We start from the raw sequence: 22,823 nt of genomic DNA, 5'->3' as shown, positions 1-22,823 counted from the left end.
CCGAAGGCGCGTTTCTATCTCTTATTTCCAGTTTGCGGAGATCATTTTTTGATAATTATCGGCAAACAGGCGAGCATCCGTCTTGTCAAATTTTACAGATTGAATATCCGCAATATTCACGCTGGAAGTACTGGCAAAGAGCTTCATAGCGTCCACAGTGTATTGAATCTTCATCCCATCACTTAACGCATAGCCTGTAGGGAAACTGAATTCCAGGTCACGACGATTTTCATCAAAACCGATATGGTAGACCAGCGGACGCACCTGTTTGTTTATTTGGATGCCCCCCTCCAATAGGACAAACTTATAGCCCACCTCCCAGTTCCAAGCCATTTTACTGTTGGGATCAAGATCACCGAGCGGCTCGAGTGAGGAATTTGCGTCAGAGTCCACGCCGATGGAAAAGGTAATCTTGTCTATTTCATTGAGTTCAACATCTTGCAAAATGATAGAGTAGGAGGTTTGCTCATTGTCAAAACGCGCAAGATGATAACTATTGGTTTCGATGTATTTATCGTCTCCACTGTGTAACGTGATGTTGCTTATAAAAAAGCGAAAATCTCGGATCTTGAATTTCTCAGAGCCTTCTGGATTTGTATAATTGAACTTGTCGAAAACGAGGGCCTGATCGCCAACTTTTGCGTTGAACACCAATGCAAGGCTGTTGAAGGATGGCGAGATGTTGGACAAAATCAGCCAAGTGACCGTAATTATCACTCCCAAACTAATCATAGCCATCGTGAGTTTTGCGAGACGTGACATTAGCTCCCTCCTTCGAAAGGATTAGATAGTTTCTGGTTGGAGACAAATTTCTCGTCAGTCAAAGTGTGCAGAAATGCTATGATCGCCTTCTTTTCGCTGTCGTTGAGTTTTAGGCCAACGGACGGATCGTTATCAGAAGGTGAATTATCCGCTTCAAGTATCAAGGGGCTCAAAGTCGTACTAATCTTGATGCCATTTATATAGTGATCCATGACTTCTTCCAGAGTTCGAAAGCGTCCGTCATGCATGTAAGGGGCAGTTAGTGCGATATTTCGCAGTGTTGGTACTTTGAACAGACCCCGATGCTTCGGATCCTTGGTTACTGCCTCCAAGCCTTTGGACAGATGTTCTTCGCTGTCCAGTCCGTTGTTGGAAAATCCGTCGAAAGCATCACGAAAGCCGGAGGTAAGAAACTGGCTGTGACAGTCAATGCAATTTGCACCGCGTAGTGACGCTTTGACATCAGGGTGCGCCATAAATAATTTGCGGCCATGTTCTTCCAATGGGCTCAGATTGACTTCACCACGCAGAAACTGATCATACTTTGAATCAGATGAAATCAGCAGCCGCATGAACGTTGCAAGGGCTTTCGCAACCGCATCCGACGAGATATCACCAAAAGTCTGGGCGAACATATATCGATATTTCTCAGATTTCTTCAGTTCGCGCAGAAGTTCGTCCAAGTTCTGGTTCATTTCTTCAGGGTGTTGTATTGGAATCAATGCCAGTTCTTCTAGAGATACAGCTCGACCGTTCCAGAAAAATCGACGTGCCCCCCACAAAAGGTTTGCCAAGCTCATACTGCTGAACTCAAGCTCTTTTCCTGAAAGCCCTGTAGGCCTGGCCAACCCATCGGTAAATGCCAGATGTTGTTGATGGCAAGTCGCGCATGCAACATCGTTGTTCCCTGACAGAATTGGATCGTAGAACAGCCTACGCCCCAAAGCGAACGCCTCTTCTGTTAAAGGGTTCTCTTTTGGTATGTTGAACCGACCAAAAACAAACGGTGCAGAGAAATTTGTGATGGGGGTTGCAGAAACGCGCACGCTCTCGCGGGTGAAAACATATAAGACAAGCCCCCCAACGAGGATTGCAGACGAACAGATCAGAATCCAAAACCGTTTGGTCATTTTCTCTATAGATCAGTGATGGTGAACAAATCCAGATCCGAATAGGCCTTCAACATTGTCGACGCCTTTACTATATCGTTTTTTGAAGTCCACCGCTGCCAGTCTTTCACCCGTTTCAAGATCATGCACTGTGATGGTATGTGCATTCACACCCGCAATAAAATCGATATCTGTCGGATCGTTGGCTTTCGCATCACCGAGATTAAGAAGGTTATTCTGAACGGCAATGAGTTTGCGACCAGATCGGGACGAAAAAAAGATCATATGGTGGGCGCCAGCATCCGCATTGATATCCGGTCCTGCCGGAACCAGATTTGGCAACTCAGAAAGCTTGTAACGCTTCACAACTCCTGGCAACGCGTGGCTGATGAATAATTCAGTTTCATTACCATAAAACTCAAGCGGAACACCGGTCTTGTTTTCAACGCCACTATATACGACTTCCGCCACCCCAAATTTCTTGGTTGTTTCATCATAGGGTATTCGCCAAGTTTCAAAGCCAAACATAGTATTTACAAGGACCGCAGGCTTAGCGTTCGGGTGTATATCGGGACGTGTAAACAAGACTTCGACGGGCGAAGAAGGAAAGCCCACAGGCTTTTCCTTTTCGACGACAATATTCTCAATCGGTTCGAGCGTATTGAGATCAATAACTGTGATTGCGTTTCCGACACCTGTTGCTAGATCGGGATGGATTGTCGACGTTACGATCATCCGATCCTTGAACGCTGATATCCCGTGCGGATACATGATATACGGTTTGCCGTCTCCAACTTGGCTGGGTCTGGCTTCAATTATCTTGACCACTTCATTCGTTTGTTGATCGAAGACCCCGATTGATCCACCATCCTTGCCACCAACCCCGCCCATGAAGGTGACAAACATATAATCCTTGCCGTTGGAGGAATGCCACATAATGTCTTCACCAACGATTTGACCTTTGGTATCCAGACAGCTGAAACCCTTCACCACTGGATTTCCCGACGCATCGCGGATGAGATTGATTTCCGCCAAACTACAAGCTGGATCTAATCCTGTAGCGTATAATCGACCAGTTGGACTGTAGTACATATGATGCAGCGGAAGCGCCATATCAGGTTGTTCCACCTCACTCAGAATTTCGCCAAAGTTTGAAGCCTCGGGATCAAGTTCGACGATTCCGATACTATGTACGGTTCCCAACGTGGGCAAACCGCGCAACAGCACCATCGCATGGCTTTCTTCGCGGACCTCTCCAGAATGCAAAACTGGGCTAAAGAATAGGGCAGCGAAAAGTACCAGCAATGGAATTGGACGCATTTTTGTAAATAAATGGAATTTCACGGGATCAGCCTCCAAAAGAGAAATAGTTTTTAGAAAAAACTAAACCGGCAGCGTTTTTAGGTCTGAAACACCACTCACTACTTTTTTATATTATTTTTTTATCATATTATGAAAACAACCAAATGACAACAAGTCTCGCTCCGCTGTGGTAACTGCTCAAAGCATCACGCCTAGCATACTGCCACCCTTGGGTAAGTAATGCGCACTATTGCTTATTCTCAATTGGCGCTGTGGGGGCGCCTAATAGTCAGAAATATAAATCCCAGTATCCTTGGTAAAAGCTAAATATTAGGTGGCAAGAAAACCCATTTCTAGTCACAAGCAGACCCAGTTGTCGCCACACCAATTTCGCGGCGAAAAGAACGATAATATAGCGTTTTTCGCCCCCACCTCTCTCTCAAAGAATGCCAAGCCGAAGCTATGGGCTATTGGGGTAACCTGCAAACGCCGCCGCCTCAAAAAACCACTTAAGCTTCCCGATGCTTATCGCAATTTAATGTGACGACGCCCATTACTGTGGTAACATCTGATTTAGATTATTCTAATTTTCATTCTGAAGTAATTTTCTTTGTAGTCCCCCAAAATACGAAGTTGTTCGCTTTCGAATTTTTTGATTGGAACGAAAGATGACAGAGACAAGCACATCATGGGTTTCGATTTTTGGAGAAAAGGCGGCTGAAACCACGTCTAGCATCATGGACATAGCACCGGGTTTTCTAGGTGCGATACTGATATCCATTGCAGGGTGGTTTCTCGCCCGCATCGTGCGCGACCTTGTAAGGCGCCTCCCCAACACCGTAAACAGATTGCTAGATCGCGTCTTTCGAAAAGGGACGCTGTCAACTATTCGCCTAACCGCGCCTGTAACCTCAATTGTGGCTGAGGTGACCTTCTGGATTATTCTGTTTTTGACAATCACTGTTGCAGCGCGCATGGCCGGCTTCTCTGCAATATCCAGCTGGCTCAATGAAATAGTTTTCTATTTACCAAACCTCGTACTCGGTATTTTCATCATTGCCTTTGGGTATATAGCAAGCCTATATGTCGGCAAGTTGGTGACCTCTAGTGCCGGTGAAGAAACATCAAGCAAAAGCATTTTCGTTGGCCGACTTGCCCAGGGCTTTATCTTCGTAACAGCTCTGATAATCGGTCTTGACCAATTTGGTGTAAAAGTTTCTTTTTTAATTACCTTACTGACAGTGGTCACCGGGGCCTCAATCGCCGGATTTTCTATTGCCTTTGGCCTCGGAGCCCAGGAACATGTACGCAACCTGATTGGCGCTCGAACAGCACGCGGAACTCTACAGCCTGGCCTTAAGGTCCGAATTGGGGATATTGAAGGTGATATTCTGGAGGTTACGGAGGCTCACATTGCGCTTGATACTGCAACCGGTCGCATGCTCTTGCCAGCACGCATCATTGATAACCAGATTATCGAAATCTTGACTTCCGTGGAAGGGAACGATGATGTCTAATTTCTCTCCATTAACGCTGGCCTTCCTAGAACAAAAACCACTCTCTGCCAGCCGAGAACTCGCCTCGTTAAAAGCGACAGATGCTGCACAGTTTCTTGATGAAATTCCTGCCCGGTTCGCAGCCCCTGTTCTGGCAGCAATGCCCCCTTGGTCGGCCGCTGTTATTCTTACCAAAATGAATGCTGTAAGTGCCGCCGCTTCTTTAGGACAGATTGATTATCGAGATGCGTCGGCTATTTTACGGAATATTGCCATTAAAGATCGCTCGCGCATTTTGTTGGCACTTCCAGAAAAACTTCGCACGGACTTTGAGACGTCCCTGAAATACCCTGATGATACCGTGGGCGCGCATATGACGACGGCTATCATGACCCTCACTCAGGAGCACATGGTTTCAGACGCAATGGAACTGTTTCGACAGTCCAAAAAAACCAAATCAAATATCATTCATATAATAGGTGCTGACTACAAACTCATTGGTGCGGTCTCAGCACGCGATCTTTTGCAAAACCCACCAGACACTTTATTGAGCAAAATAATGGATCTAGGCGTCGCCCGAATATCAGCCCGCTCGACCTTATTGTCAGTTCATGATCTTTCTGGGTGGGTCGATTATAGCGAGCTTCCCGTGATCAACCGTCAGGACCAAACAATAGGTGTATTGTTAAGGAAAACAGCAAAGGACGCATTACAGGTTCAACCCGTGGAAAATACACGTTTCAACCAGTCAATTGCGGCATCAATACTCGATGCTTTTCTCGTAAGCATAAATGGATTGGCTAAGATCGTTACTGAAACTCAGAAGGTATCAGCTGAGGAGAAACGTCCATGACCGACTATTTGGCAACCCCAGCAGACAACCTGAACCGCCGGTTTTTTCTTGACTATCCAAGCGACGTCGCAAAAAAAATCGAAGAGCTTCCTGCGGCAGAAGTGATTGACGCCGTTACCCGCCAACCCGTAAAAGTACTTATTCCCGCTATTCTAAAAATAACCCCGGATACGGCCTCAAGGCTGTTACGGGCGTTGCCCGATAGCATGGCGGATGAATTGCTGACTGAATTGCCGCCACCGGCAGCTGTAAGAGTACTCGGCCATCTAAGCCAAGAAGAAAGAGCTGAGCGACTTGTTCGCCTTGACGACACGATCCGCCGCGACCTTGAAACAATCATGTCTTATCCAAGGGATACCGCTGGACGAATTATGGACACCTCGGTCTGGACATTCCGCCGCGATGCGAAGGTCGCAGATGCCTTGAAACGATTACGCAAAGGTGGAATGACAACTGCGAGAAGCCTGTTTCTTGTCGATGATAACCTGCGCCTCACCGGTAAAGTTTCGCTGCAGGACGCAGCACTTGCACCTGAAGACGCGGTACTTGGATCAATGGAAACGCCGATTGTCGCAGTGGTTCGTCCAATTGACTCTCTCAGCATCGTGGCCCAGCTTTTTGAAAACCGAGACGTACTCGATATTGCAGTGGTCGACCTTGACGGTATCTTCCTTGGGGCGGTTACGCATACCGATATTGCCAAAACAGTCCAACAGAATGCAACTGCGGGTCTACAAACCATGGTAGGTGCCAGTAAAGAAGAGCGGGCGCTTTCAAGTCCTTTTTTCACCGTAAAAAAGCGTATGCCCTGGTTACAAATAAACCTGCTAACCGCATTCTTAGCAGCGTCAGTCGTTGGGATTTTTGAAGCAACGATTGCTCAAGTTACGGCTCTTGCTGTTTTGTTACCGGTTGTCGCGGGGCAATCTGGCAATACTGGTGCGCAAGCCCTTGCCGTTACGATGCGCGGTCTGGCCCTGCGAGAGATTACAGTGCGACAGTGGGCGCGGGTCGTCCGCAAGGAAGTGATTGCCGGTTTCCTAAACGGAGTAGCAATAGCAATCACCTGTGGCATCGGTGTTTTTATCTGGAGTCAATCCATAGGCCTGGTCGCTGTTATCATGTCATCGATGGTCATTGCCATGATCGCGGCAGGATTTACTGGCGCGTTGATCCCCGTGTTGCTCACACGCCTTGGTCAAGATCCTGCCACATCATCCTCAATCATCCTAACCACCGTTACAGACGTCGCTGGCTTCTTCGCGTTTCTCGGCATTGCTTCATTAATGATGCAATTCTTGCAGTAAAATACTGCCTGTGTGGACTAATCCTTAGTTATTGTACGCTAGCCAGCTTCTAAAATGACATCGCACCGCATATACGACCAAAATTGGAAATGTTTAATCGCAAAGGCCGCACAATATGGTAATGCTCACCTTTATAGGAGCGTTGTTGAACAGAATTCGTTTATCGGCTTTGGGTATTGTGCTCATTATTTTTCGCTCGGTGACAGGTAAAACCGTGTGTCACTACCAGCAAAACCGTTTTCGGCGCCACCAGATTATTGACGGATTTCCTCTCATTTTTCGTTCACCATGCGCCCACACCACTTCCGCTGTTAAATCAACCTCTGATCGCTGACCCTGCGGCATCGTAGACACAACGGGGCATTTTCTTGGTTGCTGATAGAGTTTAGCGTCCATGTGGTTTAGCCGGTGCTCAGAAGCCCCTTTGGCCGTAACCTGTCAAAGGTATGTTTAATACCTCTTTCCGAAGGATCAAATCTGCACCCAAAGTAACCCTTTGGCAGTCCTTCTGTTTATATTTTTTTTGCTTTTTTTCCCCGCCCTACGTCCAGCACGAATATTTGCACCGAAGACCGCGAACAATAAAACGGCTCAGCTTTTTTTTGCGACAAGCCGTTGATTTGCTTAGTTGCGGGGACATAAAGGCAAGTTTACTTGCGCTTCGGTGTAAGAATATTTGCTAAATTAATGGCGTCCCAGCCAGTTTTTATTGAAACAAATCAATCTGACTTGAAAAATACTTCGTTAAACCATGCGCGTTATTTACGACTGTGTGTTATAACATTAATACTTGCACGCGACACTGCGTGCCTGTCCTGATACAGATCGGACTTATTATGCAAATCCCTGAATGGACGAAACCTGCCTTGATTGGTGCAGGAACCGGTGCTATTGCTCTGGCTATAGTGGGGTTTAACTGGGGTGGCTGGGTCACAGCGAATGCAGCCCTACAAATGTCAAGCAAGAGCTCGGCAACAGCTGTTACTGAGGCACTTTTGCCTTATTGCCTTCAAAATTCCAAACGCGATGCGAATTCAATGGATGTCCTCGTAAAATTGAAAGAAGCCAACAACTATCAACGACGGGGAATTGTTGAGAAAGCCGGTTGGGCGACGCCCTTGGGAGCTGAGAGGCCAGATCGAGCACTTGCAGAAGCCTGTCAGATCGCATTAAAAGAAAAAACCTAGTATTTACTGGTCCAAGCGCAGCTCTTAAAAAAAGCAAACGTTAATGCCCTATTAGCCCCTTTAATAAAGACGCGACTTTATTAAAGGGCTGCTCACGCTCGTCTTCTGTAACTTTTACGACCAATCGCACATTGCAAATAACAAATGTGCGGCGACAATTACCTGCGCCGCTAATACATCTGCAAAATCGCAGTTGCTTTGCTAGCACGATCCCGTTGCCAGTGCTAAGTGACATTCAAGGAAACAATATGCCTTCCGCAATATCTCTCGATCAAAGTTCCCCATCCGCCCACAAAACCCAAACCGCTATTACAAAGGGCATCAAAGCAGATCTCAAATCTCCGACACATGCTTTGCCAAAAATAACCAAGACGGCAATCGTCTATTGTGAAGGGAATTTTGGTGCTATTGACGGTAAAACGGCCAACGGATTAGTTCGGCACTCGGAGAAATATAAAATCCTGTCAGTCATCGACAGTGAAAAGGCCGGTTTTGATGCCAGCATGACACTCGGAGATGCACCAAACGGAATTCCTATTTACCGCGATCTCGCTGAAGCATTGTTCTTCTCTGAAAACTTGCCTGACTATTTTATATATGGCATGGCACCGTCAAGCGGTATGCTCTCGGCTTATGAACGCACTCTCGTAATCGAAGCCATGAGCCATGGAATGAATATTGTAAGTGGCCTGCATGAATTCCTCAATGACGATCCGATCTTTGCCGCAGCTTGTCTCACTTACGATGTTACAATTCTCGACATTCGAAAACCACGTGACAAAAAAGACCTTCGTATGTTTAGTGGCGCGATCGCAAAGGTCACCTGTCCTCGCATTGCTGTGCTCGGCACCGATTGTGCAATCGGCAAGCGCACTACTGCGACAATCCTGACAAGGGCACTTAACGAATATGGTGTCAAGGCAGTAATGGTTGGCACAGGACAAACCGGCTTAATTCAAGGCGCGCGATATGGCATTGCTCTCGACGCTGTCCCGTCCCAATTTTGTTGCGGTGAATTAGAAGCCACACTCGTTGAAGCTTTCGAAGCCGAAAGTCCGGATATCATAATTGTCGAGGGTCAGGGAGCACTCAGTCATCCGGCATTCTCAACCTCATCCTTCATATTGCGGGGGGCCTGTCCTGACGGTGTCGTGCTTCAACATGCTCCTGGACGCATCAACCGATGTGACTTTGACCAATTACCAATGCCAACCCCATCCCGCGAGATTAACCTGATCGAGACCTTTGCCGATACGAAGGTCATTGGCCTTACGATAAACCACGAGAATATGTCTGAAGCCGAAGTTGACGCTGCAATCATACATTTTGAAAACGAACTTGCTATTCCGGCAACGGATGCACTGACGAGATCACCTGATCATTTAGTTGAAATGGTACTCACATCATTCCCTCACCTCAGAAAAAAGGCCGTTGGGATCACAAATTGACGGCCCCACGGCTGGAAATTGATCTCTCCAAAGTGCACCACAATGCAAAAGTTCTGGTTAATTTGCTGAAATACCGCGGGATTTCGGTTTCCGCTGTAACCAAAGCAGTGTTAGGATTACCGAGCATCGCCAGAGAATTGTTGGCCGCCGGGGTAAACGGCCTGGCAGACTCGCGGATTAAAAATATCCAAACCATGCACCAGTCCAACATAAAAGCACCGATGGCCCTTATCCGCTCTCCAATGATCAGCCAGGCGGATCTGGTCGTCAAAAATACAGACGTCAGCTTCAACACCGAACTGGATGTTATTTCAGAGCTTTCTAAATCAGCGCAGGCAATGAGACTTTCTCACGGCGTCCTATTGATGGTTGAGCTTGGTGATTTGCGCGAAGGCATTATGCCAAACGATCTTGAAGAGGTTGTCCGTCGAACCCTGCGCTTTCCGAATATCTTGTTTAAAGGGATCGGTACTAATCTGGCCTGCCGTTGCGGGGTTGCGCCAGATGAGAAAAATATGGCGGAGCTATCCACACTTGCAAATGCAATAGACACAACTTTCGGACCTATTATATCAATTGTATCCGGGGGTAATTCGAGTAATCTTCAGTGGCTGCTTAATGCCTCCAATACCGGCCGGATTAACAACCTTCGCCTGGGAGAAGCGATCTTTCTCGGATGTGAGCCGCTTTATCGCCAACCAATCAAAGGTCTCCATACAGACGCGATCACACTCGTCGCAGAAGTCATTGAGTCAAAAATCAAACCATCTCAGCCTTGGGGAGAGGTCGCTGAAACAGCTTTTGGCAAAGCAACTCCAATACGCGACAGCGGGCATATCTCACAGGCTATATTTGCTTTGGGGCATATGGATTGCGATCCTGAAGGCCTGACCCCGCCATCCGGGATTAAAATTCTTGGATCAAGTAGTGATCACCTGATTGTAGATTCTGGACGAAATACAATGCCAATCGGCACCGAAACCCACTTCCAACTCAATTACAGTGCCTTAATCCGCGCCATGACCTCCCCTTTCGTCGCCAAGCAGTTACTGACGAAAGAAATTGCGCTGGCGCCCTAAACACCGAAAGTATCCCTGTGGTAGCCCTTCTGGTTGCAGACGGTTTTCCGCACGCGGGCGACGTTAACGATATAACGCCGTAACCTGTTAAAGTTACGACGTTAGTTTGTTCGCGGGGTTCGCAAGTGACGACAGCCTAAACGGCTATCAGGCAAAAAAGACCGGTAATTTGCCATTTAGTTCTGCAAAACTGAGATGCCCTTGAATTTGTAGACACCTTGCAGTTTAAAAATGAAGCAAGGAGCTTTAGATCATGTCAGGTATTCGCCACACAGAAGAATTCAAACGCGATGCGGTCGCTCAAATCACAGAACGCGGATATTCGGTAAAAGAAGTCTCCAATCGATTGGGTATTAGCACGAAGTCACTTTATGACTGGAAGATGACGTATCATAAGCCGGAGCCTGAGCGTCAACGAGACGTTGATCAGACCTCTGAGATCCGCCGTTTAAAAGCTGAACTATCGCGGGTGACTGAGGAGCGGGATATATTAAAAAAGGCAACGGTGTACTTCGCAAAAGATGCCAAGTAAAGTACGCCTTTATCAAGGCCCACCGTTTTGTTTTCAGTGTTCGCCCGATGTGCCGCCTTCTCAAAGTTCACCCCAGTGGGTTTTATGCATGGCTTAAAGAACCTTTGAGCAACAAAGCCAAAGATGATTTGCGGCTAACTGACCTGTTAAAACAGGCTTGGCTGGAAAGCGGTTGTGTCTACGGTTACCGTAAACTGCATGATGACCTGAGATCTCTTGGAGAGGTATGTAGCCTCAACAAAGTAGCCTGGCTAACAAGTCTTGCCGCCATTAAAGCGCAAATTGGCTATAAACGTAAGGCTGGCTTCTATGGGGGGCGACTTGCTGTTGTTGCGCCCAATCATCTGGCCAGGGTTTTTTATGTTGAGAAGCCGGATCAAGCTTGGGTGGCGGATATTACCTACATAAAAACCCACGAAGGTTGACTCTATCTTGCCGTTATCATTGATCTGTATTCGCGCCGGATTATTGGCTGGTCGATGCAATCCAGAATGCAAATGGATCTAGTGTTGAGCGCACTCTTAATGGCCGTTTGGCGGCGAAAGCCAAAGTCAAAAGTGATCCTTCACTCTGATCAAGGGAGTCAGTTTACCAGTTATAAGTGGCAAAAATTTCTGAAGGCTCATAATTAGGAAGCTAGTATGAGCCGTCGGGGCAATTGTTGTGACAATGCCGTTGCCGAGAGCTTCTTTCAATTGCTGAAGCGAGAGCGGATCAGACGAAAGACCTATACAACCCGTAAAGAGGCTCGCCAGGATGTGTTTGATTACATCGAGTTCTTTTACAATCCAAACAGAAAGCATGGTAACAACGGAATGTTGTCGCCTATCGAATTCGAGAAACAGAAAAAATGGAAGTCCCTAGGTGTCTAGCAAAATAGGGGCATCTCAAACTAAGCTTAAAGCACTCGAAGCATCACATTGGTAGCCCGATGGTAGCCCAATCTACAAAACTAGATCGATGATACTTCGATATATTTCCATTAATCCATTGATATTGTTTGGTAATTTTGGTTTCGGGGGTAGGATTTGATTGAGTTTGTCCCACCTGCGCGGCTATTGCCGCTTGTAGGGCCCCTGAAGAGGTTCATTCACCAATCCCCGTACAACGTTTAAGGGCCCGCCCTCTGATGAGGACGAGCCCTTAAATATGGTTGCGGGGGTAGGATTTGAACCTACGACCTTCAGGTTATGAGTTAGTTTGTGTAATTGTTCATAATAATTCATTGTGACACATAAAGCGTTACATAGTACTGATTATATTGAGTATTTTTGATTTCCTTTTACTCTAAAGGTTCAAAAAATATCTTGTCTTTCGCTGTCATTTGCTTCCATAATGCTTCCAAATTGAGAAATGGAAGCGACATGACACGACTAAGCAAACGCACGATAGACGCACTTGATGCATCGGATAAGGATTATTTCGTATGGGATGCCACCCTGCCCGGTTTTGGCGTTCGGGTAATGCCGACAGGGCGCAAATCTTTTCTCATTCAGTATCGGGATCAGGCAGGCAGAACACGCCGTAAAAGCTTGGGCCGCTTTGGCACCGTTACCGCCGAGGAAGCCAAGACAGAGGCCAGAGAGCTTCTTTCCTCCGTTGCGCGGGGCAAGAACCCCGCCGAAGAAGCAAAGCGAAAAAAGGGCGCTTTAACAGTTTCCCAGCTTTGTGAGAAATTTATGCGCGATTACGTGCCCACCCTTTGCAAGGAAAGCACCGCAAAGGAATATCGCCGCTGCGTTGATCTTTTTATCTGCCCGGCCTTTGGATCGGATTTAGCAGAAGATATCACCCGCTCTGAGATTGCCGATCTTCATCACAAGCACAGAGACAAGCCCTATCAGGCCAATCGCACGTTGGGCGTTTTGTCCGTTCTATTTAATCAAGCAGAAGTCTGGGACATTCGTCCAGATGGATCCAACCCTTGCCGACATGTCAAAAAATATGAAGAAAAGAAACGGGAGCGCTATTTAAGCCCGGAAGAGTTCAAGCGGCTTGGCGAAACATTGGTCAAGTTGGAGAATGAGAAGGATACGCCGCAAGCGGCTATCAACTGCATTCGCCTCTTGATATTGACCGGTGCACGGCTTGGAGAAATCCAGACGTTAAAGTGGGATTATATCAAGGGCAATGTGGCTTATTTGCCAGACAGCAAAACGGGCGCAAAGCGCCTGCCCCTTGGCAGTGCCGCCCAAGCCATTTTAAAGGGCATAGAGCGCATTGATGGCAATCCCTATGTCATTACCGGCAAAAAGGCCGGAAGCCATCTGACGGACATGCAGAAGCCATGGCGGCGCATTCGCAAGGCGGCCAAGATTGAAGATGTTCGTATTCATGATTTGCGGCACTCATTTGCCTCTATTGCCGTAGGCAGCGGGGAAAGCCTCCCGATGATCGGAAAGGTACTTGGGCACTCACAGGTCCAGACAACAGCCCGCTACGCCCATTTAGCGGACGATCCGGTTCAGGTGTCTGTAGATAAGGTTTCGGGAGACATTGCAGCGTTGATGGGAGGCTAACCGCCTCCTTCATTTTGCTCTCGTTGCTCTTCAAGATCAGTATGAACTTTCATGCAGATAGCAAACAGAGCGAAAACGCAAACGGCAACCCAGAAGCTTGGCTCAAACAACCAATAGACTGTTGAGCACCATGTCACGACAGTTGCTAAATAGAGCCAGCGATTTTGTGTCGACCATTTCATACTATGTAAATATGAAATTTTTCGAGATTTTCCAGAACTGTTTAAAGGCGACCGCTTTTACCTACGGAAACCCTGATCTTTTCGCCCATTGACTCATTCGCCTAAACAATTTTGCGAACAACGTCGTACAGTCGAATTATCAACACTTATTCCGGGTGACTCTTGCTGACTCATCCGCTAAACATGACGTTTACGCTGTAACTTGTAGTCGCTTTTCTTGGATCCGTACGTATGCAACCCAATGACATTTGGAAAAAAGGAATTCCGCTTTCCGAGGCCATTTACCGTTTTGGGAATAAGGAAGTGCTTTCTCAATTAAGTGACCTTCAACAGCAAGGCTCCTTTGGAAATATCTTCACTACGATCGCGCAAAAATTGGAATCGGGCAAACCCAGCGGCGATGTAATAACAAACAGTTTAAAAGAGGCGTCAACGCCACTCAAAGACGCGAAAGATCTAAAAGCCAAAATTCAAAAAGCTATTATAGTCGACATTAGAGACCGCAAAGTATTAGCATACGGCTATTCATTTCCGCGCCAAGCCGATGCACAAGCCCAAGAGGTCCCGGACGATCTTTGGGCTATTAAAAGCGACTGGATGGATGACACTTTAAAAGCCAATGGCCTTCAAATGGATGCCATTCGATTAACCCCGGTCAAGTGGATTACAGAAACCCCGGATGCGGCAATCATTACAACGCCCAAAGGCAGACCATCGCGCAAAGACCAAATTATCTTCGCTTTTCAAGCCTTGGATAAAGACGGAAAGATCAACCGCTCTCAATCCATGAACTCGCAATGCCCGATGATCCGTGATTGGGTTTTAAAGCATTATCCAGACGACAAAGAAACAAAGACGGGCTTAAGCGATCAGAATATTCGCAAAACAATCAGCCCCTTGTTCAACAAAGAAAAATAGTTGGTAAAAATACCGGTAAAAAACCAACCTCTTTCTTACCAATTTTAATACCAACATCCTTCCTGCACAGTTCCTCCATCGAAGCATAATTGATGAAAGGATTTTTCAATGCAGGATATGAATACGAACAACACCCCCAGCCAAGACCGGCTAATGACAGAAAAAGAAGCTGCGGCGTTCATGGGCTATACCATGCGGGCACTGCAAAACTGGCGCTTGCGTGGCGGCGGGCCGAACTATGTAAAAGTTTCTTCCAGATCCATCCGCTATCGGTTCCGCGATATCAACGATTGGATCGAAGCGCGGATCATTAACAACACATCACAAATGACAGGCGCTTGAGTTTTGGCCTTGCGGGCTTGGCGGTACCGCAAGGCATTTTGGGGCCGGAAGGCCGGGAAGATGGGCAGCATCGCCGCTCATCTTCCCAACTCCCCCTTTCGGCAGACAGAAGCGCTTCAAAATGGAACTCTGATCCCCTTCCCGACCCCAAAACACAAACCGCCACCGTTGCGCGGAACGCGCAACCACAAACAAACCGCATCCCGCAGGGATGCACTTCTTAATCTTACAATTTAACAAAATGACAACGGCGTATCTCCGTTAGGCGGGGGGTTTTGTAACACCCCCCTCTGGAAATACATCTGCGTCAAGGAAAGTAAAATATGAATATTGTACATAAAGGTTTTGATAACCTCGACATTGCTTTTGAAACACATATCCCCGCAGCCTTTGCCGCTGAACTGGAAAAGGCAAAAGAGGCCGCTGGATCAATACACCAACCACAGTTGGTAGAATGCGGCGGACAATACATGCTTGTCTCCGACAGCGGCGGCAAAGGCGGCTTTGCCTATCGAGTAGATACTGGGCCTGATGGGGCCACATGGTTCTTTAAGAAACCCAGTTCCAACAAGGATCAATGGGGTATTCGGGTTTCCTCTAAATCTCTTGCCCTTGCCCTTTATGGCTTGGGCGGCGTTCGGGCGCGCCTTTTCGACTTTTTGGAGGCCATTGGCGCTCCTTACAGGCCGGGCATGGAAAGCATTGGCCGCGTGGATTACTGTCTGGATTTTCTCATGCCAGACTTTGAACTGGTTCCGGATCACTTTGTCATGCACTCCAACGCCACCAGAACTGATAACCGGGAAATGGAGACAAGCGGTCGGTCTGGTCGGGTGACGGGCGTTCGCATTGGCAAGATGCCAGGACGACAACTTGTCGTCTATGACAAGCGAGCTGAAGTCATTGCCAAAAAGAAAGCGGAATGGTGGGAAATCTGGAATGCAAACAGACGTGCAGAAGGGTTACCGCCCCTAAATCCAAGTGACAAAAGCTCATCACAGGTTTGGCGTGTTGAACTTCGGGCAGGGAAAAGGTTGCTGAAAGATATATGGTCAATCAGCAAATGGGCAGATTTTGACAACAAGCTTGGAGATTTGATGGACTGGACTTTACGCTCCATCCGCTACACCTGCCCAACGGCGGATCGAAACCGGGCTCGCTGGCCCAATGATCCACTCTGGGACAAAGTTCGACATGAATTACAAACAGACCTGTTTGAGATGGCCTGCAATGCCGAGCCAACCGCTGTTAAAGAGGTCATACAGGCCCAACAGGCAGAAATGCTACAAGGTCAGTTAGTCGGGCTTGGGGCCACCTACTTGTCCTTACTGGATCTGGAAGATGATCGGCCCACCAAGCTGAAGCAAGAACTGCATAAAACGTTCAATGGAGCGCTCGGGGATGGCAAAGATCATTTTTACAAAAAGATGGAGAAGGCCAAGGAGAGGTATATCTTCATATCGCCCTGAGAGGAGCTATGAGCGGTGTTAGCCGCTGGGCACCCAATTCCCGGAGGAAGCCATCAAGCGTCGCTTGGCGGTTTTTTCTTTGCCGCCCTAGATTGCTTATTCTTTTTGTCAGGTGTTTCGGTCGCACCTAACAACTCTTCCAATTCTGCGGTTGCATCATCTGACGGGGGTGGCGGCACTTTCGGCGTGAACTGAACCGGAATGCCATGAACAATTCTTACAAAATCTTCATCGCCCATTAAATTCTCCTACTTCCGCCATTTCAAATCGCCAAAATTAAGCCCATTTAAGGGGCTCTATTCTCTTTTGGCGCCAATCAACTGATAAAGCTCTAACAAGGCATCATTGGCCTTCTCTGCCAATTCTAGGCAATCCGGATTTGCTTTTACAAAAGTGTGAGCAATCAATTGACTTTCAACAGCCTCCCCAAGAAACAACGACATATGCAAGGCTTCATGCAATTGAAACTCATCCGGCTTTGACATTTATGTATCCTCTTTCATTTGCGGGTCAAATTTCGGAAGCGCATTGACGATTTTCATAGTCTCCAACGAAACGGTAATGACACGCTGGAACAGTTTAAGTGGGTACGCCGGATCCCCAACAGTCTCGACAGCATAATCATTCGCATCATTGACGATGCCGCTGGCCTTATCCGTCTTGACCGCCTGACGGTCCATAACCCATTCAAGAGCAGCCTTGCCATTCACAATATAATCGTAGGCTTCCAACGGAATATCAGTCATGGTGATTTTGCTGTTGTAAATAACGACAGATTTATCCGTTTCCTTGCCCTTTTTGCCAAATTTCATTTTCGTGACCCGAAAATCATCAGGTGATGCAGCTCCAAACAGCAAACTTCCTTCTTTAAAGTTCACTTTGTATGGGTCAACATTTTCATAATTCACGTGCAAATCGCCAAGTTTGCGTCCTGCCTCAACAAAGGCCCAAAAATCCTCTGTTTTCTTGACGGCGGGTATGCGCGGCAATTCCTTTGACAGATTATCCGCATACCGCTTGCGATACCCTTTCGAATGCAACAGACCATAAACGTAATAGAACAGATCTTCTTTGGTTATTTCCTCACCCGGATAGGCCGACCGGAAATGAGTCAGCCCTTCATCGGTGATACCATCTTTGACTTTGTACCCAGTTTCATCGCCATCACCGGAAAACAAATCAGCTTCAGAGCTATCTTCAGTTTTTTCGTAGAGTTTTAATGGGAAACATTGCGCCCCTGCCTCCAACATATTTAAGTCTGGTAGTTGATCGCTCATTAATATTGAAACACCATTTCTTGAGCCAACGCCTGACAATGCTATCACCCGATTTTCTTCATTTCCGGTTGGGAAAATGTGGGGCATTTGCCCTACGCGATGGTTAAAGGTGCGATCATAATACAAGTTTGTTTTAGCAAAAGGCCGATACACGGAACGAACCAACCGAGTGTCTTTGAAATCGGCCTTTATCCCTTTTTCAACTTTAGGCAAAAGACTGCTACTCCAACTGATTTTTGTTGGATCATTGCTCACAAAATCTTTCACTTTTTGGGTTTCACCTGATTGTTGATAACGGTCTACCTCACTGTTGTAAAAAAGGATGGTTTCCAAAATATTATTACTTAGCTTCCGCCTAGACCCGTTGTAACACCATGTATCTCGGCCGGTTTCGATCCCCCTTGAGAACGTTTTAAATAAATTCAAGCCTCCCTTAACCTTTTTATCTCCAATCTTGATAAATTGGTCGAAACTCTCATCTCGCTGGTTCAACCAGTCATGGTGCTGATCCGGGACAATTTCCTCCCAACCTCCCGCTTCCTCAATCCCTGAAACATCTTTGAAGTTCCGAATGATGGCTAGCTTATCGTTACCGCCTAAATCATCGCCGATATCATGGAAATAAATTTTTCCTTGTTCACTTTGGTCAGGATTTTTAACCAAAAATGAAATGGCAACGCCCGTCATGCTTCCAGAGCCAAAGATGTTTCCACCTTCTTTCGCCTGCCCCTTGCTCAGCATGTTTTTACGAATATCTCCCCGCAAATGGAAAACATAAAGAGAGCTAAACTCCTCTGCCAAACATTTCCGCATTCCATCTGCAAACGCGCGTTCAATCCAAGCGCTTCCAGTAACAAACCCCACAACACCACTGCCACTTTTCGCCAATCGATCGCTAGCCCAACGAATGGCCCGAATATAGCTGTCATATAACGCGTTTTTGTTCGTGGCCTTTGTGTGCGCCGCATAAGTTGTTCGAATGCTTTCATCAAGTCCGTTGTAAGCAACATTTGCATTATTATCATTGGCGTTGGTTTGTCCGGATGAATAAGGCGGGTTGCCGATAATGACCCGAATATCCAGATCTTTTTGCTTGTTGCGGCGGGCGCTGTTATCCGCAAGCAGATTGCTCACCAAATCGTCTTTTTCATAAAGTTGGAACGTATCGGTTAAACAGATCCCTTCAAACGGCGTATAGTCTTCTCCTGCTATGCTATGATAAACCGCTTCGATATTAATGGCCGCGATATAGTAAGCCAGCAACACAATCTCGTTGGCATGGATTTCATGGGCATATTTATGTGCCAGTTCTTCGGGTTTAATCAGGCCCGACTGCAAAAGCCGCGTAATAAAAGTTCCGGTCCCCGTAAACGGATCAATAATATGAACCCCTTTGGAGCCAAGGGTTTGCCCAAATTCTTTTTGCAGCAATTCATTGACTGAATGAATGATAAAATCGACCACTTCAACCGGCGTATATACAATGCCAAGACGATCTGTCATACGCGGGAAGGCATTACGGAAAAACTTGTCATACAGTTCGACAACGATTTTTTGCTTGGCGTCCGCGCTGTCGATCCCCTCCGCTCGCATTTTTACACTGGCATAGAACTTTTGAAGGCTTTCGCTTTCTTTCTCCAGATTATGCTCATCCAAAACATCCAACACTTTTTGAAGTGCAATGGAAACAGGGTTGTGCTTGGTAAAGTCATATCCTTCGAAAAGCGCATCGAACACCGGCTTGGTGATGACATGCTGCGCCAACATTTCAATGGCTTCATCTTGCGTGATGCTATCATTCAGATCATCGCGCAATTCATCCAGAAAAGCGTCAAACGCTTTCTTTTCACTACTTTCTTCTTTTGCAATAACACCTGTAATCCGGCTTATATGAGTTTGGGCAATCCGGGCGATATCTGATGCCCAATCAGCCCAATAATCCCTTGTCCCGCATCGTTTGACGATCTTTGCCATAATGGCTTTAGAAAACTCATCTTCAAACAATTTCCATTGCCGATCGCTGGTTTCCTCTTTTGGCAAGCCCGCCTGTTCACGCTCGCCTGCATCACTTCCGTTGCCGATGTTCGCCCCTTCATCTGCTTTTAGCGTTCTGTTTGGCAGCGTATTGGCAATAGCTATGACTTCAATCTGGCTGGATACATCAACACCAAGGCCGATTTTATTAATCATGGCATCAAAGCGATCATCATGGGCACGCAAAGCATTCAATATCTGCCAAACAACTTTGTATTTTTCATTATTATTGAGTGCTTCCTCCGGTGTGACCCCGGCCGGAATGCCAACGGGCAGGATCACATAACCCATTTGCTTACCCGGCGCTCTGCGCATCACCCGGCCAACAGACTGGACCACATCAATCTGGCTTTTGCGCGGGTGCATAAATAGGATGGCATCAAGGGAGGGAACATCAACGCCTTCGGACAGACATCGCGCATTGCTCAATATCCGGCATGTTTGTGGATCATCGTTACTATTGAGCCAATCCAAAAGGACATTACGTTCTTTTGCATTATAAGTTCCGTCGACATGATCCAATTCGCACTTCAAGAGGTTTGGCTCTTCCTGTTCGGCCAAAAATTCCTCAACCACCGCGCCAAACTCATCCCGGACGAGCTTCGAAGTTGCAATGTCTTTACAAAAAGCGACAGCACGGCGCATGGGGTCCTTAGAAACGCCAGCTTCGTCCTGCATATCGCCTTTTGTCAGTGCCTTATAGCAGCCGATAATCTTTGTGGCATCATCCAGCTTCAATTCAGAATTTTCATCCGACAGGCGGCGCTGCACACCGGCACTGACCGTCCCTTCATCCACGGCCAAAACTATGACCTTGTAATCCGTTAAGAGATCAAGCTCGACCGCTTCGGAAAAGCTGATCGTATGCAAGGTTTCACCAAAAAGTTCTTCGTTATCCATTGAGGCCAATTCCGCATTGGCATCTTTAGCCGCCGAATTAACTGCATCGCTATAAATACGCGGCGTGGCGGTCATATACAGGCGCTTCTTTGCTTTGATGTGTTCTTGTTTGTGAACCTTTACAAAATTGGAATCGTCCTCATCCGCTAAGGTTGCCCCTGTTGTCCGGTGTGCTTCATCACAAACGATTAAATCAAATTCCCCCATTCCGAAACTGGCTTGCGCCTCTGACAAGACTTGAATGGATTGGTAAGTTGAAAAAACAACTGTCATTCGATCTGTGGAATGTTGCGCCTCCACTTTTTCCGCCAGTGTTTCCGAGTTGGTTGTTGCCGGATAGGCCAGATCATGAATATTAACGGCTGTTACATCTTTGCTGGCTTTACGTTTACCAACCTGAACATCTGAACAAGCCGAAAACGCCAATAAAGGCGCTGTGGCGTCCATTGACCATTCGCGAATGGTTTGGGCCATCAATGCTAGCGATGGCACTAAATACAGCACCCTATGGCCTTTTCCGGCCAATTCCTCTGCTATCTTTAAGCTTGTGAAGGTTTTACCGGTTCCGCAGGCCATAATCAGTTTACCGCGATCCGCAACCGCCAAACCTTCTTTTACTTTTTCAAGGGCCTTCTTTTGATGATCCCGCAATTCTTTCTTGGCAGACAGTTGCACTTGTCGCTTTTGATCAAAGATTGTCCAATCAATCGGGCTTTTTTCTAAATCATCCAAACTGATCCGCAGGGTTTCAACTGCCTGATCATTTAATGTTTCAAGTGCATTCTTTCCCCATTCTGATCGGGTGCTATCAACGACAATCCTTCGGGTGAAATAGGATTTACCAGACGCTGCAAAAAATGTGTCCAAGTCCCCTTTTTGAATGCGATGATCTTCCGCATAAAATTTACACTGAATAGCGCAAAAAGTTTGATCTTCACGGATCCGCGCCACCAAATCTACGCCAGTATCAGCACCGGGATATCCAAATTCCTTTGCCCAATCGGCAAACGACCAAACAGCGTCATACTGCCCCGCCTGCATTGGATCATACTGGAAATAGGCGCGAACCAATTCTTCAAAATAAGTTCCTTTTTCCCGTTCCGTTTTAGAGCCATCCCGAAACCGTTTTAGAATTGAATGCAAAGCCGACATGGCCATCCCCCGCAACACGCTATTGAAAGTAGTAGTTGTTTACGCCTATTATCGAATTAAGATTATCGAAAGGTCAATGGGAGAATAGACGAGGTTTGGAGAAATGAAAATAACTGCTGATCCAGTCATCAACAATATTCTCACTTTAGATTTTTTTGATAAAGAGGATAGACCTTTTTACGAATTCTCAGATCAATGTCATGGAGTGGTAAAACAAGAAGAACGGCTCAACCTTTTCTATCGCGAGCCTAATAGGGTTCTCATTTCACGCGATATTAAAGTAGATTACTTCAAAGTAAAAAGGCGATGGACCTATATTGGCAACAAACACTGTATAAGCATCAATAGGATCCCGTTAAAGGTTGCAAGAAAGGGTACAGAATTTAAGACGACCCACCTTCAAATCCCGCCAAGATTTCCAGCATTCTTTAGAATTATGGCAGATTTTGGGGACGCTTATTTATGGAACTTGGAAGGATCATCAACTGCATTTTACAATTATTGCCCTGATGCTCCGGCATTGAACAATCTCGATGATCTTTTTTATGATGTCTGGTGCAAAAAATTTCACAAAATAACTCTTTTTCAAGATCAAGACCCATTGCGTGATCTGAAACAACATTGGGTAGAGTTTCACGAAGAAGCCTTTGAGCTTTCAATCCAAGCAAAGAATATTTTAGGCGACAAAGTCGAACTCATTTATACAAAGCCGTTCGAAGATGATTGCACCGATTACCCAAAAGTGCACATCATCGCCTAACGCATTTCATCTGCTTCCATATTGCTTCCAGAACGACGAAAGCCCCGAACGATGAGTTCAGGGCTTTTCGTGTAAACAATTGATATTGTTATGATAAATTTGGTTGCGGGGGTAGGATTTGAACCTACGACCTTCAGGTTATGAGCCTGACGAGCTACCGGGCTGCTCCACCCCGCGGTTGTCTTGGTTGTTATA

At 46.7% G+C, this 22,823-nt stretch carries 18 protein-coding genes, 1 tRNA gene and 1 pseudogene; 13 read left to right on the top strand and 7 right to left on the bottom strand.

Translation table 11 applies throughout. The features are described from left to right. Window positions 1–21: 21 nt before the first annotated feature. The 3 genes from ACJAYR_RS10880 to ACJAYR_RS10870 are packed head-to-tail and all read right to left on the bottom strand — an operon-like array spanning window position 22 to window position 3,215. Entirely contained in the window at window positions 22–762 is a 741-nt protein-coding gene (locus tag ACJAYR_RS10880) for an MbnP family protein (protein WP_415236624.1), read from the bottom strand. After that, window positions 762–1,892, bottom strand: coding sequence for a cytochrome-c peroxidase (locus tag ACJAYR_RS10875; RefSeq protein WP_415236623.1), 1,131 nt, complete (start codon window positions 1,890–1,892; stop codon window positions 762–764). The genes ACJAYR_RS10880 and ACJAYR_RS10875 overlap by 1 nt, the downstream gene beginning before the upstream one ends. A gap of 12 nt (window positions 1,893–1,904) precedes the next feature. Further along, entirely contained in the window at window positions 1,905–3,215 is a 1,311-nt protein-coding gene (locus ACJAYR_RS10870; protein ID WP_415236622.1) for a hypothetical protein, read from the bottom strand. A gap of 626 nt (window positions 3,216–3,841) precedes the next feature. Here ACJAYR_RS10870 and ACJAYR_RS10865 point away from each other — a divergent pair. The 12 genes and pseudogenes from ACJAYR_RS10865 (at window position 3,842) to ACJAYR_RS10810 (ending at window position 16,505) form a co-directional block, all read left to right on the top strand. After that, a complete protein-coding gene (locus tag ACJAYR_RS10865) occupies window positions 3,842–4,690 on the top strand; it encodes a mechanosensitive ion channel family protein (protein WP_415236621.1) in 849 nt (282 codons plus the stop codon). After that, complete coding sequence (locus ACJAYR_RS10860) at window positions 4,680–5,522, top strand: magnesium transporter MgtE N-terminal domain-containing protein (protein ID WP_415236620.1); 843 nt, start codon at window positions 4,680–4,682, stop codon at window positions 5,520–5,522. Before ACJAYR_RS10865 ends, ACJAYR_RS10860 begins: the two co-directional genes overlap by 11 nt. Further along, window positions 5,519–6,829, top strand: coding sequence for a magnesium transporter (locus tag ACJAYR_RS10855; RefSeq protein ID WP_415236619.1), 1,311 nt, complete (start codon window positions 5,519–5,521; stop codon window positions 6,827–6,829). The genes ACJAYR_RS10860 and ACJAYR_RS10855 overlap by 4 nt, the downstream gene beginning before the upstream one ends. 836 nt (window positions 6,830–7,665) lie before the next feature. After that, complete coding sequence (locus ACJAYR_RS10850; RefSeq protein WP_415236618.1) at window positions 7,666–8,016, top strand: hypothetical protein; 351 nt, start codon at window positions 7,666–7,668, stop codon at window positions 8,014–8,016. 248 nt (window positions 8,017–8,264) lie between these two features. Continuing rightward, the gene (locus ACJAYR_RS10845) at window positions 8,265–9,464 is read left to right on the top strand and encodes a DUF1611 domain-containing protein (RefSeq protein ID WP_415236617.1); all 1,200 of its coding nucleotides are present in this window, start codon (window positions 8,265–8,267) and stop codon (window positions 9,462–9,464) included. Beyond that, window positions 9,461–10,543 carry an alanine/ornithine racemase family PLP-dependent enzyme gene (locus tag ACJAYR_RS10840; RefSeq protein ID WP_415236616.1) on the top strand — a complete coding sequence of 361 codons (1,083 nt, stop codon included), beginning with the start codon at window positions 9,461–9,463 and terminating at the stop codon, window positions 10,541–10,543. The genes ACJAYR_RS10845 and ACJAYR_RS10840 overlap by 4 nt, the downstream gene beginning before the upstream one ends. 253 nt (window positions 10,544–10,796) lie before the next feature. Next, window positions 10,797–11,947 (top strand): annotated as a pseudogene (locus ACJAYR_RS10835) (IS3 family transposase). A gap of 492 nt (window positions 11,948–12,439) precedes the next feature. Beyond that, window positions 12,440–13,594 (top strand): tyrosine-type recombinase/integrase, encoded by a 1,155-nt coding sequence (locus ACJAYR_RS10830; RefSeq protein ID WP_415236615.1) that lies wholly within the window; start codon window positions 12,440–12,442, stop codon window positions 13,592–13,594. A gap of 413 nt (window positions 13,595–14,007) precedes the next feature. Next, entirely contained in the window at window positions 14,008–14,694 is a 687-nt protein-coding gene (locus tag ACJAYR_RS10825) for a hypothetical protein (RefSeq protein ID WP_415236614.1), read from the top strand. A 108-nt stretch (window positions 14,695–14,802) separates the two neighbouring features. After that, window positions 14,803–15,036, top strand: a complete 234-nt coding sequence (locus ACJAYR_RS10820) for a helix-turn-helix transcriptional regulator (protein ID WP_415236613.1) — start codon at window positions 14,803–14,805, stop codon at window positions 15,034–15,036. After that, complete coding sequence (locus ACJAYR_RS10815; RefSeq protein WP_415236612.1) at window positions 15,033–15,260, top strand: hypothetical protein; 228 nt, start codon at window positions 15,033–15,035, stop codon at window positions 15,258–15,260. Before ACJAYR_RS10820 ends, ACJAYR_RS10815 begins: the two co-directional genes overlap by 4 nt. A gap of 99 nt (window positions 15,261–15,359) precedes the next feature. Beyond that, on the top strand, window positions 15,360–16,505 hold the full coding sequence (locus ACJAYR_RS10810; protein ID WP_415236611.1) for a hypothetical protein: 1,146 nt from the start codon (window positions 15,360–15,362) through the stop codon (window positions 16,503–16,505). Between the two features lie 53 nt (window positions 16,506–16,558). On the opposite strand, the gene ACJAYR_RS10805 is transcribed toward ACJAYR_RS10810, so the two are convergent. Genes ACJAYR_RS10805 through ACJAYR_RS10795 form a run of 3 tightly spaced genes read right to left on the bottom strand, consistent with a single transcriptional unit; the run spans window position 16,559 to window position 21,868 of the window. Next, the gene (locus ACJAYR_RS10805; RefSeq protein WP_415236610.1) at window positions 16,559–16,744 is read right to left on the bottom strand and encodes a hypothetical protein; all 186 of its coding nucleotides are present in this window, start codon (window positions 16,742–16,744) and stop codon (window positions 16,559–16,561) included. A 57-nt stretch (window positions 16,745–16,801) separates the two neighbouring features. Further along, window positions 16,802–16,990, bottom strand: coding sequence for a hypothetical protein (locus ACJAYR_RS10800; protein ID WP_415236609.1), 189 nt, complete (start codon window positions 16,988–16,990; stop codon window positions 16,802–16,804). Beyond that, complete coding sequence (locus ACJAYR_RS10795; RefSeq protein ID WP_415236608.1) at window positions 16,991–21,868, bottom strand: DEAD/DEAH box helicase; 4,878 nt, start codon at window positions 21,866–21,868, stop codon at window positions 16,991–16,993. It abuts the gene before it with no gap. Window positions 21,869–21,971: 103 nt separating this feature from the next. On the opposite strand from ACJAYR_RS10795, the gene ACJAYR_RS10790 reads away from it, so the two are divergent. Further along, on the top strand, window positions 21,972–22,628 hold the full coding sequence (locus tag ACJAYR_RS10790) for a hypothetical protein (RefSeq protein WP_415236607.1): 657 nt from the start codon (window positions 21,972–21,974) through the stop codon (window positions 22,626–22,628). Between the two features lie 100 nt (window positions 22,629–22,728). On the opposite strand, the gene ACJAYR_RS10785 is transcribed toward ACJAYR_RS10790, so the two are convergent. Beyond that, window positions 22,729–22,805, bottom strand: a tRNA-Met gene (locus ACJAYR_RS10785). Window positions 22,806–22,823 lie beyond the last annotated feature (18 nt).

It is taken from the genome of Sneathiella sp., from assembly GCF_047631475.1.
Taxonomy (GTDB): Bacteria; Pseudomonadota; Alphaproteobacteria; order Sneathiellales; family Sneathiellaceae; genus Sneathiella.
The sequence above is the reverse complement of the archived record's forward strand: the minus strand, read 5'-3'. Positions and strand labels throughout refer to the sequence as shown.